Source organism: Variovorax sp. YR566, assembly GCF_051992195.1.
Taxonomy (GTDB): Bacteria; Pseudomonadota; Gammaproteobacteria; order Burkholderiales; family Burkholderiaceae_C; genus Variovorax.
In genome coordinates this window covers 5,876,734-5,890,285 of record NZ_CP197092.1, presented here as the reverse complement: position 1 = coordinate 5,890,285, position 13,552 = coordinate 5,876,734, and the positions used below count along the sequence as shown (strand labels likewise).

Sequence of the window (13,552 nt, the reverse complement as noted above, 5' to 3'; positions counted from 1 at the left end):
CGTGGGGGCGTCGTCACATGAAGTTGCGGGTGTGCAGCTCGGACAGCCGCTGCGCCTCGTCACGGTCGAAGCCCAGCCGCGCGAGGCGCGAACGCCGTCCGGCTGCCATGTCGCGCTGCAGTTGCTGCACGGCCGCGTGACCGCGTGCGACGGAAGCGGGCGAGAGTTCGCCGGCCGCCAGCAGCACCAGCGCGTCGAACACCTCCTCGTTGAGGCCCGCCGTGCTGGCCAGCGTGTCGTAGCGCACCTCGATGGCGTTGCGCAGCCGCGCCTGGTAGTCGGGCTGCACCGAGAGCCGGTATTCGAGATGCGCCATGCCGAAGGCGACGTGACGTGCCTCGTCGCGCGCCGTGAGCCTTGCGATCTGCCGCGTCACCGGGTCTGGCGCGTGCGCCTGCAGAAAGTTGAGCAGGTTCACGAAGCTGCCCTCGCCGAGCACGGCCAGCAGGAAGGTGGCGACGGAAAAATCGGGCGCATCGAACAGCGTGCGCAGCGAGGCCTGACCGCCGGCGGTCGACAGCGCAGGCTGGTGGCCGCGCAGCGTGGCGCGGCGCGTGAAGACTTCGACGTGCCGCGCTTCGTCCGCGCATTGCAGCGCAAGCAATTGCAGCACCTCGCGGAAATGCGGATGGATCTGCCCGAGGTGGCGCGCCGGCACCAGCAGCGCGGCATTCTCGTTTTCGATGAGATAGGTCATCACCTGCACGACCGCTGCTTCCACGGCGGGCGACAGGTCGAAGGGCGCGTCCCACTCGATGGCCGTGCCCGGGTCCCATTGGGCTGCTGCTGCCTGCCGGTAGAGCTCGCCCGCCGTCGCGGCCCACACTTCGTCGCGGCGATGCAGGGCGAAGAAGAAGGGCGGGCTGCCGGCCTCCACCGTGGCACCGCGCGCGGCCAGGCCCCAGCCGGGCGCGGCGTCTTCGGCGGGCGCGCCGTCGGCGTCGCCCTGCGCAGCGCCGGTCGATTGCGCGCCGAGCCAGCGGCCCTCGGCATGCGGGCCACGCGTGACCAAAGCCTCTTCCGTTGCCTCGAAGCGCAGCGGATGCCCCTGGCTGCGGCACCAGGCTTCCAGGTGCATCTGCCAGTCCGGCGATTGCCCGCGCACGCGCAGCTCGCCGCCCACCGGCCTTTCAGCCAGCGCGCGGCGAATGAGCAGCAGGGCGCCTTGGTCGAGGCCCAGCGACTCAATATCGATAGTCGGGGTTGGTGATGCGGCCATCGCCGTCGTAGAAATGCTCGTCGTCCACCGCGCGCTCGAGCAGCGCGTAGCCGCTGGTGCGTCCGGCGCGCCATTCGCGCAGGCCTTCGAGTTCGAGCAGTGGGCGCACCTGCGGGTCGTCCCAGCGCATCGCCATCAGCAGCGACACGAAGCTGTCGATCAACGTGGCCGGCGCGCCGGGGCTGGTGGTGAAGTTGCAGTGGTCGTACGCGCCGGTGCGCGCCAGCACGCGCGTGCTGCCCGAAGGCAGCGTGCCGTCGAGGCCGAAGGCCAGGTGGTTGCCGTCGATCAGGCAGCAGGCGTCGACCTCGCCGGCCATCAGCGCGATGGCCGCATCGCGCTCGCCGCCGATGTGGTCGCCATGCTTGCCGCCGAGCACGTCGAAGTAGCGCACCTGGAAGTCACGCGACTTCACCAGGCCTTCGGTGCGCAGGTGGCCGAGCGGAATCAGCGTGGCCTGCGGCGAATCGAGCGCACCCAGCCCGACGGTCTTGCCGCGCAGATCGGCCAGCGACTGCACCGGGCTGTCGGCACGCACGACGATGGCCGAGCGCAGGTCGCAGTCGGTGTCGCGCATCGCCACGGCCTGCACCTGCTGGCCGCGGCTGCGCGCGATGCGGTCGGCCCGCACCCAGGCCAACGGCGAATTCCACGCCAGGTGCAGCGTGCCGTCGAACTGCGCCTCGACCTGGCTTTCGTAGTTCGAATACAGCACGTAGTCGAAGGGCAGGCCGTTCTTCACGAAGAAGGCCTTGAAGCCCTCCCAGATGGTGACGACTTTGGGCGCGTAGGCCACGGCGCCCATGATCAGTGTCGGTTCCGGCATGAGGAGGCTCCTTCAGAACAGCGGCAGGCCGGTAATGGCCTTGCCGATGAAGTCGTACAACACGTCGGAGGTCGGCGCCATCACGCTCGATGCGCGCGCATCGCGGAACAGCCGCTCGATGCCTGCCTCCTTGCGGAATGCCGCGCCACCGCACACGCGCATGGCGATGTCGGTGACTTCGAGCGCAGCTTCGGCGGCAGCCGCCTTCACTTCGAGCACGCGCAGCATGGTGTCGGGGCGGCTCGCGCCGATGGCGGCCATGGTGTCGTCGAGCAGCGCCTGCACCATGTCGGCCTTGATGCGCGCACGTGCCAGGTAGGCGCGAATGGTCGGCAGGTCGGCCAGCGACGAATCGAGGTGCACGTGCTTCGTCTGGCTCACATGGCCGATGGCACGGCTCAAGGCGCCTTCCATCAGGCCGGTCGAACACGCGGCACTGAGCACCGAGAACCACGGCAGCACCACGCCCATCATGGCGTCGAAGCCCTTGCCGTCTTCGCCGAGCCGGGCGCCGGCTGCGATGCGCACGTCCTTCGCGGTGATCGGCGTGGAGGCGTTGCCGCGCAGCCCCAGCCCGTCGAAGCGGCCGGGCTGGCTCAGGCCGTCGGACTTGGCATCGACCAGCCACAGCGTGCTGGCGCCTTCGGCCGCCAGCGGCTTGCTCGACCACACGTAGCTGTCGGCCTCGAAGGCGGAGGTGACCCAGCTCTTGCGGGCATCGAGCACCACGTTCGCGCCATCTGCGCGGGCAGTGCCGGTGGGCGCCCAGAAGTGGCTGCGCGAATCGGCTTCGGAAAAGGCCAGCGTGCTCAGGTGCTTGCCCTCGGCAATCGCGCGGCGCGTGGCTTCGGGGCCGAACTGTTCGAGCACGGCAGTGGCGCAGTAGTGCATGCACACCACCATCGCGGTGGACGGGCAGGTCTGCGCGATGCGCGACACCACCTGCGCGGCTTCCTTCAGGCCCAGGCCCTGGCCGCCGACCGAGGTGGCCGACACCAGGCCGAGCAGGCCGGCCTGGCCCATCGCCTGGATCGTCTCTCGCGGAAAGCGTCCCTCGCTGTCGGTGCGCTGGGCCGAGGGCTGCAGCGTTTGCGTTTCGATACCGGCGAGCACTTCGAGGGGATTCATCGCTTTCTCCAGACAGGTGGTGGGTTGAGTGAGAGATCGGTCTACTGAAGCCGCTCGCGCAGTGCGCCGAGCTGGGCCGTGAAGGGCGCGCTGTTTTCCAGGCAGCGCAGGTCGAGCAGCAGGCGGTCTTCCGCGATGCGGCCAATCACCGGCAGCGGCAGGCCGCGCAGCGCGGTGGCGAGGGCGTCGAGCGCAGTGCCCGTGCCCTTCTTCGACGTGCCGGCCGGCGCGAGCGCAAGGCCGGCCGAGGGCAGCCGCTCGACAGGTAGAGAGCCGGAGCCGATCTGCCCGAGCAGCGGCACGACTTCGACGGTGAAGCGCGGTGACACCGCCGCCTGCACGGGCGCCTTCAACGCCTCGGCCATTTCGCGGATCGCATCGGCGGGCCGTGTGAGCAGCCGCAGCGTCGGCAGGTCTTGCGCAAGACGCTCGGGCCGCAGGTACAGCGACAGCGTGGCTTCGAGCGCGGCCAGCGGCAGCTTGCTCATGCGCAGCGCGCGCTTCATCGGGAACTTGCGGATGCGGCCCACGGCGGCCTTGCTGCCGACGATCAGCCCGGCCTGCGGACCGCCCAGCAGCTTGTCGCCCGAGAAGGTGACCACATCGCAGCCGGCTGCAAGCATCTCCTGCGGCAGCGGCTCGCGCGGCAGGCCGTAGTGCGCGAGGTCGACCAGCGAGCCGCTGCCCAGGTCAGTCGCCAGCGGCACGCCGCGTGCATGCGCGATGCCGGCGAGCGTGGCTTCGTCGACTGCGGCGGTAAAGCCCTGCACGGCGTAGTTGCTGGTGTGCACCTTCATCACCAGCGCGGTGTGTTCGTTGATGGCGCGCTCGTAGTCCTGCGGATGCGTGCGGTTGGTGGTGCCGACCTCGACCATGCGCGCCCCCGCGCTGGCCATCACGTCGGGCATGCGGAAGGCGCCGCCGATCTCGACGAGCTCGCCGCGCGAGACGATCACTTCGCGATCGCGTGCCAGTGCCGCGATGGTGAGCAGCACGGCGGCCGCATTGTTGTTGACCACCGTGGCGGCCTCGGCGCCGGTGATGCTGCACAGCAGCTCTTCGACCAGCGAGTCGCGATCGCCGCGGCTGCCGGTGGCGAGGTCGTATTCGAGGTTGTTGGGCGATGTCATCACCGCGAGCAGCCGCTGCAGCGCCGCGTCGGCCAGCAGTGCGCGGCCGAGGTTGGTGTGGATGACGGTGCCGGTGAGGTTGAGCACGGCGCGCATGCGCGGCGCGAGGCGGGCCTGGATGCGCGCCGCAAGCGCATCGCCGAGTGCGTCGTGCCGCACCTCGGCGGCCATCAGCTTGCCCGCCACAGCCCGCGCGCGAAGCCCTTCGAGCAGCGCACGGGCCTCTTTCACCACCAGCGTATGGCCATGCTCGGCCAGCAATGCGCCCGGCACGGCGAGGCGCAGCAGTTGATCGACAGAAGGCAGATCCTGGGGCCTTGCCGTCGAGCCGTGGACCACGGACTCTTCGGGCGCTGCCATCAGCCGCCTCCGCCGTCGTCGGGGATTTCGGGGTCGCCGAACAGCAGCATCAAATTGTGGCCGCTGCGTTGATGGCCGGCTTCGGACACCAGCAGGTCGAGCGTGACGCTGGCGAGGTCGTCGGCGACGGGCTCGACCTCGGGGTCTTTCTCCATCGCGATCTGCTTGAGGTAGTGGCCGCAGCTGTCGCAGCACTCGGCCTTGACTGCGCCTTCGCGCGCGCCGGTGGCCGGCAGCTCCACGCCGGGTTGCGGGGAGAGCGATTCGAAGTGAATGCCCTTGGTGCTCTCGCAGTGCGTGCACTTGATGCGCACGTAGTGCCACTCGGTGCTGCACAGCGAACAGTGCAGGTAGCGAAAGCCCGCTTCGTCGGCGCCGATGCGCGTGATGCTCGCGGTGGGCACGCTGCCGCAGCAGGGGCATTCGTTGCCGGGATCGGTGCGGCCGAAGATGTTCTCGCCTTCGCGGTCGGCCACCTGCAGCACGAGCTGCGTCCAGTAGGCCTGCAGCCCCGCGGCAATCAGTGGCGCGGCTGCGAGGTCGAGGCCGAACATGATGCGGCGCGAGAGCCGGTCGGCCTGCTCGTTGATCCACGCATCGTCGGCCGCCACCACGCGGTCGAGCGTGTCGCGTGCGGGGCCTTCGGGCAGCCGTGCGCGGAAGAGGCCGAGCAGACGGCGAAGCTCCTGCAGCCACACCGGATCGCGCGTCCAGCCGAAAGCGGGCATCGGCGGTTTCAGCACCTTCGATGCGGCTTCGAGCGAATCGGATTCGGGCAACGTGACCGGTGCGTAGTCCTGCAGCACCTGGTGCTGCGCCTGCGCAAGATCGGCGATGAAGATCAGGTACTCCCGCATCGAATGCGAAGCTGCGAGCTGGCGCAGCCGCAATTGCCGGTCGGAGAACACGAGGGACCGAACCGGCAAACGCAGGAACGGCATCTGCCGTCCGGCCTGCATCGCGATCTGTTCAGGATCGAGGATGCGGGTGGTCCGGATCGGCGGTGGGCTGCCGGTGGAACTCGTCATCGGGGCAGTATCACTCACCTCGCGTCATTTTGCGATGCCACAGGGGATGGTTGAGCTTGGCCCAGCCTTCCGTGACCGTGCCGCGCGTCATCGCGCGCAGCGTGCCCTTGACCCAGATGGCCGCGTAGATGTGCGTGATGACCGAAATAATCAGCACCACGGCCGACACCGAGTGCACCACCACCGCGATGCGCCGCAGGAGGATCGGGAAGAACCCGACGAACCACGGGCTCCAGAACATGAAGCCCGTCACCAGCAACAGCAGCAGGCTGACACCGAAGGCCCAGAACACCAGCTTCTGCCCCGCGTTGTACTTGCCCACCGGCGGCATGGATGACTTGTCGCCCTTGAGCATCTTCGGCGCGTTGGCGATCCACTCGCGGTCGCCGCGGTCGAGGATGTTCTCGCGCCACATCGCGCCGAACAGGAACACGAAGCCCAGCACCATCAGCAGCCCCATGAACGGATGCAGGATGCGCGTCCACGGCCCGCCGCCGAACAGCGTGCTCAAAAAGAACAGGCTCGGGTGGAAGAAGGCCAGGCCCGAGAGCGCGGCCGCGAAGAACATGATCGCGACGAACCAGTGGTTCATGCGCGTGGCGTCGCGGTAGCGGCGAAGGTAGTAGCGTGTCATCGCGTTCTCCTCATGCACGGGGCGCGGTGGATGGTGCGGGGGGTGACGCAGGCGGCTCTTCGATCACCACCACGTCGTCGGGCTTGCCATCGCGGTCGGCATCCGGATGCTCGTCCTTCGGCTCGATGGGGCCGGTCTTCATGTAGTGGAAGAAGCTGCCCACCACGGCGCCGATCATGGCGACCATCGCGAGCGGCTTGGCCACGCCCTTCCACAGCGACACCAGCGGGCTGATGTGCGGGTCTTTCGGCAGGTCGGCGTACAGGCCCGGCCGGTCGGCGTGCTGCAGCACGTACATCACGTGCGTGCCGCCCACGCCGGCCGGGTCGTACACGCCGGCGTTGGAAAAGCCGCGCTCCTTCAGGTCGACGATGCGCTCCGAGGCGTACTCGTGCATGTCTTCCTTGGTGCCGAAATGCAGCGCGCCCGTGGGGCAGGCCTTGACGCAGGCCGGCTCCAGGCCCACGCCCACGCGATCGGAGCACAGCGAGCACTTGTAGGCCTTGTTGTCGGCCTTGCTGATGCGCGGCACGTCGAAGGGGCAGCCGGTGACGCAGTTGCCGCAGCCCACGCAATGCTCGCTGATGAAGTCGACGATGCCGTTGCTGTACTTGACGATGGCACCCGGCGCCGGACACGACTTCAGGCAGCCCGGGTCGTCGCAGTGCATGCAGCCGTCCTTGCGGATCAGCCATTCGAGCTTGCCGGCCTCGGGTTCGACTTCGGAGAACTTCATCACCGTCCATGAGGACGGCGTGAGATCGACCGGGTTGTCGTAGGTGCCATGCATGGTGCCCACGTCGTCGCGCAGGTCGTTCCACTGCATGCATGCGACCTGGCAGGCCTTGCAGCCGATGCAGGTCGACACGTCGATCAGCTTGGCCACCTGCTGCACCTGCGGGCGGCTGCGGATGTCGGGCGACGGCGTGGTCGTGGCCGATCGGGCAGCGATGTCCAGGGTTTGAAGGGAAGACATCGCTCAGGCCTTTTCGATGTTCACGGTGAACGACTTGTACTCGGGCGTCTGTGTGTTCGCGTCGCCCACGAAAGGCGTGAGCGTGTTCACCAGATACCCCGGCTTGGCCACGCCGACGAAGCCCCAGTGGTTCGGCAACCCCACCGTGTGCACGGTACGGCCATCGACCTGCAGCCCGACGATGCGCTTGGTGACCAGCGCCACGGCCTTGATGAAGCCGCGCTTGCTCGACACCTTCACCATGTCGCCATTGGCGATGCCTTTGTCCTTCGCCAGCTCTTCGCCAATCTCGACGAACTGCTGCGGCTGGATGATGGCCGAGGTGCGCACGTTCTTGGTCCAGTAGTGGAAGTGCTCCGTGAGCCGGTAGCTGGTCGCCACGTACGGGAAGTCCTTCGGCACGCCGAGACGCTCGAGGTCGCCCTTGAAGATGCGTGCCGCGGGGTTGGCGCGCGCCTTCTCGTTGTTCGGGTGCATCAGGTTGTTGACCAGCGGCGACTCGAAGGGTTCGTAGTGCTCGGGCAGTGGTCCTTCGGCCATGCCCGTCGGCGCGAAGAGCCGGGCCACGCCCTCGGCTGTCATGATGAACGGGCGCACCGCGTCGGCTTCCGTCGGGTTCGCATCGGGCCGGATGTCGGGAACGTCGGCGCCGGTCCACTGCTTGCCGTTCCACGCGATGAGGCCGCGCTTGGCGATCCACGGCTTGCCGGTGGCCGGATCGGTCGAGGCACCGTTGTACAGAATGCGCCGGTTCGCGGGCCAGGCCCACGCCCAGTTCTGCACCATGCCGATGCCGTACGGGTCGGCGTTGTCGCGCCGTGCCATCTGGTTGCCGGCCTGCGTCCATGCGCCGCTGTAGATCCAGCAGCCGCTGGCGGTGCTGCCGTCGTCGCGCAGCAGGCCGAAGCCCGAGAGCTGCTCGCCGGCTTTGACCGTTGGCGGCTTGGTCGGGTCCTTCGGGTCGAGCAGGTCGGTCAGCGCGCGGCCGTTGTATTCCATCGCCAGTTCCTGTGCGGAAGGCGAGTGCGGAATCTTGTAGGGCCAGGTAAGGTTGACGATCGGGTCGGGATACGCGCCGCCGTCCTTCGCGTACGCCGTGCGAATGCGGTTGAAGATGCCCGCGATGATCTCGATGTCGCCCCTGGCCTCGCCTGGCGGCTCCGCGCCCTTCCAGTGCCACTGCAGCCAGCGGCTGGAGTTGGTGAGCGAGCCGTCTTCCTCCGCGAAGCAGGTCGATGGCAGTCGGAACACCGTGGTCTGGATGTCGGTGGTCTTGACGTCGTTGAACTCGCCGAAGTTGCGCCAGAACTCGCTGGTCTCGGTCATCAGCGGATCGATGGTGACGAGGAACTTGAGCTTGGACAGCCCATCGACGATCTTCTTCTTGTCCGGGAACGAGCCCACCGGGTTGAAGCCCTGGCAGATGTAGCCGTTGAGCTTGCCCTGGTTCATGAGCTCGAAGGCCTGCAGGATGTCGTAGAGCTTGTCGATCTTCGGCAGGTAGTGGAAGGCCCACTCGTTCTCCGCCGTGGCCGCGTTGCCCCACCACGCCTTCTGCATGCTGACGAAGAACTTCGGGTAGTTCTGCCAGTAGCTCATCTGGTTGGGACGCAGCGGCTTCAGCGCGCGGGTCTTGTAGTAGACGTCCAGCGTCTGCTCGCTGTCACGCGCCAGCGACATGTAGCCGGGCAGGGAGTTCGACAGCAGCCCCAGGTCGGTCAGGCCCTGGATGTTGCTGTGGCCGCGCAGCGCGTTCATGCCGCCGCCGGGCACGCCGATGTTGCCCAGCAGCAGCTGCACGATGGCGCCGGTGCGGATCATCTGCGAGCCCTGGCTGTGCTGCGTCCAGCCCAGCGCGTACATGATGGTCATGGTGCGCGTGGACGTGCTGGTGCTCGCGATGTACTCGCACACCTTCAGGAACTTGTCCTGCGGCGTGCCGGTGATGCGGCTCACCAACTCGGGCGTGTAGCGCGAGTAGTGCCGCTTCATCACCTGCAGCACGCACTGCGGGTCCTGCATGGTCATGTCGACCTTGGCCATGCCCTGCTCGTCGAGCGCGTAGCCCCACGACTTGGGGTCGTAGTTGCGCTTCTCGGCGTTGTAGCCGCTGAACAGGCCGTCCTCGAACTTGTAGTCAGGCCCGACGATGAACGGCGCGTTGGTGTAGTTGCGCACGTACTCCGTCTGGATCTTGTCGTTGCCCAGCAGGTAGTTGATGACGCCCGCGAGGAACGCGATGTCCGAGCCCGCGCGTATCGGGGCGTAGTAGTCGGCCATGGCGGCCGAGCGCGTGAAGCGCGGGTCGACCACGACAAGGCGCGCCTTGTTCTGCTTCTTGGCCTCGATGACCCACTTGAAGCCGCACGGATGCGCCTCCGCGGCATTGCCGCCCATGATCAGCACGACATCCGCGTTCTGGATGTCCTGCCAATGGTTGGTCATCGCGCCTCGTCCGAACGTCGGGGCCAGACTGGCCACCGTAGGTCCGTGTCAAACGCGTGCCTGGTTGTCGAACACCAGCATTCCGGTCGAGCGGAATGCCTTGTGGGTGATGTAGCCCGTTTCGTTGGACGAGGCCGAGGCGCAGAGCATGCCGCTGCTGGTCCAGCGGTTCACGGTCTTGCCCTCGGCGTTGGTGGTCTGGAAGTTGGCGTCGCGGTCGGCCTTGAGCAGCTTGGCGATGCGGTCGAGCGCCTCGTTCCAGCCGATGCGCTTCCATTCGGTGCTGCCGGCCTCGCGCACCTCGGGGTACTTCAGCCGGTTGGGGCTGTGCACGAAGTCGAGCAGGCCCGCGCCCTTGGGGCACAGCGTGCCGCGGTTCACGGGGTGGTCGGCATCGCCCTCGATGTGGAGGATGTCGGACACCACGTTCTTCGCCTTGTCGCCAAGGCTGTACATGATGAGCCCGCAGCCCACCGAGCAGTACGGGCAGGTGTTGCGGGTCTCGGTGGTGCGCGCGAGCTTGAAGTTGCGGGCCTCGGCCAGCGCGGCGGTCGGCGAGAAGCCGAGCGCCACGATGCTGGAGCCGACCAGCCCCGCACTGCTGACGCGGAAGAATTGCCGGCGGTTCATGTCCATGACGTGACCTCCTGCAGCGGTGAAGTGGGGTGTTTCATCGTGATCTTCTTTTTGCCGGGAAACTTGATTGAATGAATCAGTCGGGCCGCGCTACTTGGGCGCCGCAGTGCCGTCGCCACCGCTCGGCGCGGGCGCCGCGCCGCCGGAAGAGCCGCCGCCCGGGCCGCTCATGCCGCCGATGGCTGTGCCGCCTTCGGACGGGCCTTTGTGGGAAGCGGAGGATTCGACCTTGTCGCCGGACTCGGCGGGCTTGATGCCCGTCGGGCTCGCGCCGGTGGTGCCGCCTTCGGCCTTCGGCGTGGGGACCTTGGGATCGCAGGCACTCGCCAGCATGCCTGCGACAAGGCACAGGCCGACGATCTGCAAACGCTGACATCGGGGCATCGACACTCCTTGGGGAAGGACGGGTCTGACAACGGGCTGTTTTTATGGCCTCGTTTTTCGCTTGCCGGGAGTGCCCGGTTTGCGACAAACGGGATACGTTTGTCGCATCATGCGACAGCATCCTGTCGGGATCAAGGGCCGAAAGGGCGCAATAACCCTTGAATCCAGCCGCGCCCCCGACCGTCGGCTATCGTTCGCGCCATGAATGCCTCCCTCCGCCTGGGTTGGCGCACGCTCTGGCGCGACCTGCGCGCCGGCGAACTGCGCCTGTTGATCGTTGCCGTGGTGCTGGCCGTGGCCGCGCTCACGGCTGTCGGCTTCTTCGCCGACCGCCTGCAGGGCGGGCTCAAGCGCGACGCGCGCCAGCTGCTGGGCGGCGACGCGGTGATCGTCAGCGACAACCCGACGCCCGAGGCCTTCGTGGCGCAGGCGAAATCGCTGGGCCTGGAAGGCAGCGGCACCTACGGCTTTCCGACCATGGCGCGGGCCGGGGACGCGCAGGGCGGCGCCAGCAAGCTGGTGGCGCTGAAGGCCGTGGCCGCTGGTTACCCACTGCGTGGCAACCTGCAGACCTCCACCACCATCGACGGGCCGGGCGCCGTCACGCGCGACATCCCGCCGCCGGGCGAGGTCTGGGTCGATGCCTCGCTGCTCGACTCGCTCGCGCTCAAGGTCGGCGACACGATGCTGCTGGGCGACACCGGCCTGCGCGTCGGCCGCGTCATCACGCTGGAGCCCGACCGTGGCGCCGGCTTCATGAGCTTCTCGCCGCGCGTGATGCTCAACCAGGCCGACGTGCCGCGCACCGGGCTCGTGCAGCCCGCCAGCCGCGTCGGCTATCGCTACGCGGTGGCGGGCAGCGACGCGGCGGTGAAACGCTTCAGCGACTGGGCCGACGCCACCATCAAGAAGGGCGAGCTGCGCGGCGTGCGGCTCGATTCCTTCGAGGGCGGCCGCCCCGAGATGCGCCAGACGCTGGACCGCGCCGAGAAATTCCTGAGCCTGGTCGCGCTGCTCGCGGCGCTGCTGTCGGCCGTGGCAGTGGCGCTGGCCGCGCGCGGCTTCGCGGCCAGCCACCTCGACGACTGCGCGATGCTGCGGGTGCTGGGCCAGAGCCAGCGCACCATCGCCGTGGCCTATTCCTTCGAGTTCGCGGTGATCGGCATCGTGGCCAGCGGGCTGGGCGTGGCGATCGGCTTCGCGGTGCACTACGTGTTCGTGCTGCTGCTGGCGGGGCTGGTCGAAACCGCGCTGCCCGCGGCCACCTTGTGGCCCGTCGCCTTCGGGCTCGGCATGGGGCTCACGCTGCTGTTCGCCTTCGGCCTGCCGCCTGTGCTGCAGCTGGCCCGAGTGCCGCCGCTGCGCGTGATCCGGCGCGACGTGGGCGGGCTCAAGCCGGCATCGCTCGCGGTGCTGGGCGTTGGCGTGGCGGGCTTCGCGGCGCTGCTGATGGCGGCGAGCAGCGACATCAAGCTGGGGCTGATCGCGGTCGGCGGCTTCGCGGGTGCGGTGGCGGTGTTCGCGCTGCTGAGCTGGCTGGCGGTGAAGGTGCTGCGACGCAGCGTCAACGAAACGACGGCGCCGCGCTGGCTGGTGCTGGCCACGCGGCAGATTTCGGCGCGGCCGGCGTACGCGGTGGTGCAGGTCAGCGCGCTGTCGGTCGGCCTGCTGGCGCTGGTGCTGCTGGTGCTGCTGCGCACCGACCTCGTCGCGAGCTGGCGCCAGGCCACGCCGCCCGATGCGCCGAACCGCTTCGTCATCAACGTCATGCCTGACCAGAGCGACGCTTTCCAGAAGTCGCTGCGCGACGCGGGCGTGGGCAAGTTCGACTGGTACCCGATGATCCGCGGCCGGCTGATCGCCATCAACGACAAGCCCGTGACGCCCGACGACTACGCCGAAGACCGCGCCAAGCGCCTGGTGGACCGCGAGTTCAACCTGAGCAACAGCGTGGATGCGCCCGCGCACAACACCATCACCTCGGGCAAGTGGACGCCCGAGGCGGCGGGCGAGGTGAGCGTGGAAGAGGGCCTGGCCGAGACGCTGGGCCTCAAGCTCGGCGACATGCTGCGCTTCGACATCGGCGGCATGCAGAACGAGGCTCGCATCACCTCGCTGCGCAAGGTCGACTGGGGCTCGATGCACGCCAATTTCTTCGTGATGTACACGGTGGCCTCGCTGGCCGACGTGCCCACCACCTACATGGGCGCCTTCCGCGCGCCCGAGACCCGGGGCTTCGACAACGCACTGGTGCGCAGCTACCCGAACGTGACCAACGTCGACATGAGCGCCACCATCAACCAGGTGCAGCGCGTGCTCGACCAGGTGATCCGCGCGGTCGAGTTCCTGTTCGGCTTCACGCTCGCGGCCGGGCTGGTGGTGCTGTTCGCGGCGGTGACGGCCACGCGCGAGGAGCGGGCACGCGAGTTCGCGGTGATGCGCGCGGTGGGCGCGCGCGCCAGCCTGCTGCGGCAGGTGCAGCGCGCCGAGCTGGTGGGTGTCGGGCTGCTCGCTGGTTTTCTCGCGAGCATCGTGGCTTCGGTGATCGGCTGGGCCCTGGCGCGCTTTGTGTTCGAGTTCACCTGGACTGCCTCGCCCATCGTGCCGGTGGCCGGCGCGCTGGCCGGCGCGGTGCTGGCGCTGGGCGCGGGATGGTGGGGCCTGCGCGACGTGCTGCGCCGCCCGGTGGTCGACACGCTGCGGCGCGCTGCCGAGTAGCCATCTTTTTCTTCGGGGTCGAGCCGAACGGGGTCGTGGAATGCAATACATTCCCCGACCCCGTATTC

Annotated in this window: 10 protein-coding genes; 1 reads left to right on the top strand and 9 read right to left on the bottom strand. The window is 68.3% G+C overall.

What is annotated here, in order from left to right:
- Positions 1-13: 13 nt before the first annotated feature.
- From ACTG4X_RS27415 to ACTG4X_RS27375, 9 genes are all read right to left on the bottom strand, one after another.
- Entirely contained in the window at positions 14-1,219 is a 1,206-nt protein-coding gene (locus tag ACTG4X_RS27415; protein WP_440532417.1) for a ferritin-like domain-containing protein, read from the bottom strand.
- Entirely contained in the window at positions 1,185-2,045 is an 861-nt protein-coding gene (locus tag ACTG4X_RS27410; protein ID WP_097198244.1) for a phosphate/phosphite/phosphonate ABC transporter substrate-binding protein, read from the bottom strand. The genes ACTG4X_RS27415 and ACTG4X_RS27410 overlap by 35 nt, the downstream gene beginning before the upstream one ends.
- Positions 2,046-2,057: 12 nt before the next feature.
- Positions 2,058-3,173: an acyl-CoA dehydrogenase family protein gene (locus ACTG4X_RS27405; RefSeq protein WP_097198245.1), complete on the bottom strand. Its 1,116-nt coding sequence runs from the start codon at positions 3,171-3,173 to the stop codon at positions 2,058-2,060.
- 41 nt (positions 3,174-3,214) lie between these two features.
- A complete protein-coding gene (gene selA / locus ACTG4X_RS27400; RefSeq protein WP_440532416.1) occupies positions 3,215-4,663 on the bottom strand; it encodes an L-seryl-tRNA(Sec) selenium transferase in 1,449 nt (482 codons plus the stop codon).
- A complete protein-coding gene (gene fdhE, locus ACTG4X_RS27395) occupies positions 4,663-5,691 on the bottom strand; it encodes a formate dehydrogenase accessory protein FdhE (protein ID WP_440532415.1) in 1,029 nt (342 codons plus the stop codon). Before fdhE ends, selA begins: the two co-directional genes overlap by 1 nt.
- 10 nt (positions 5,692-5,701) lie before the next feature.
- A complete protein-coding gene (locus ACTG4X_RS27390) occupies positions 5,702-6,325 on the bottom strand; it encodes a formate dehydrogenase subunit gamma (protein ID WP_097198248.1) in 624 nt (207 codons plus the stop codon).
- 10 nt (positions 6,326-6,335) lie between these two features.
- Entirely contained in the window at positions 6,336-7,301 is a 966-nt protein-coding gene (fdxH, locus tag ACTG4X_RS27385) for a formate dehydrogenase subunit beta (RefSeq protein WP_093178654.1), read from the bottom strand.
- Between the two features lie 3 nt (positions 7,302-7,304).
- Positions 7,305-10,382 carry a formate dehydrogenase-N subunit alpha gene (gene fdnG, locus ACTG4X_RS27380; RefSeq protein WP_143696751.1) on the bottom strand — a complete coding sequence of 1,026 codons (3,078 nt, stop codon included), beginning with the start codon at positions 10,380-10,382 and terminating at the stop codon, positions 7,305-7,307.
- Between the two features lie 90 nt (positions 10,383-10,472).
- A complete protein-coding gene (locus tag ACTG4X_RS27375; protein ID WP_097198250.1) occupies positions 10,473-10,766 on the bottom strand; it encodes a hypothetical protein in 294 nt (97 codons plus the stop codon).
- Between the two features lie 201 nt (positions 10,767-10,967).
- On the opposite strand from ACTG4X_RS27375, the gene ACTG4X_RS27370 reads away from it, so the two are divergent.
- Positions 10,968-13,484, top strand: coding sequence for an ABC transporter permease (locus tag ACTG4X_RS27370; protein ID WP_440532414.1), 2,517 nt, complete (start codon positions 10,968-10,970; stop codon positions 13,482-13,484).
- The last annotated feature ends 68 nt before the right edge of the window (positions 13,485-13,552 follow it).

What these genes read in the sequence shown, in the direction of transcription:
- ACTG4X_RS27415 (WP_440532417.1), bottom strand. Translation starts at nt 1,219, where the DNA reads ATGGCCGCATCACCAACCCCGACTATCGATATTGAGTCGCTGGGCCTC.
- ACTG4X_RS27410 (WP_097198244.1), bottom strand. Translation starts at nt 2,045, where the DNA reads ATGCCGGAACCGACACTGATCATGGGCGCCGTGGCCTACGCGCCCAAA.
- ACTG4X_RS27405 (WP_097198245.1), bottom strand. Translation starts at nt 3,173, where the DNA reads ATGAATCCCCTCGAAGTGCTCGCCGGTATCGAAACGCAAACGCTGCAG.
- selA (WP_440532416.1), bottom strand. Translation starts at nt 4,663, where the DNA reads ATGGCAGCGCCCGAAGAGTCCGTGGTCCACGGCTCGACGGCAAGGCCC.
- fdhE (WP_440532415.1), bottom strand. Translation starts at nt 5,691, where the DNA reads ATGACGAGTTCCACCGGCAGCCCACCGCCGATCCGGACCACCCGCATC.
- ACTG4X_RS27390 (WP_097198248.1), bottom strand. Translation starts at nt 6,325, where the DNA reads ATGACACGCTACTACCTTCGCCGCTACCGCGACGCCACGCGCATGAAC.
- fdxH (WP_093178654.1), bottom strand. Translation starts at nt 7,301, where the DNA reads ATGTCTTCCCTTCAAACCCTGGACATCGCTGCCCGATCGGCCACGACC.
- ACTG4X_RS27375 (WP_097198250.1), bottom strand. Translation starts at nt 10,766, where the DNA reads ATGCCCCGATGTCAGCGTTTGCAGATCGTCGGCCTGTGCCTTGTCGCA.
- ACTG4X_RS27370 (WP_440532414.1), top strand. Translation starts at nt 10,968, where the DNA reads ATGAATGCCTCCCTCCGCCTGGGTTGGCGCACGCTCTGGCGCGACCTG.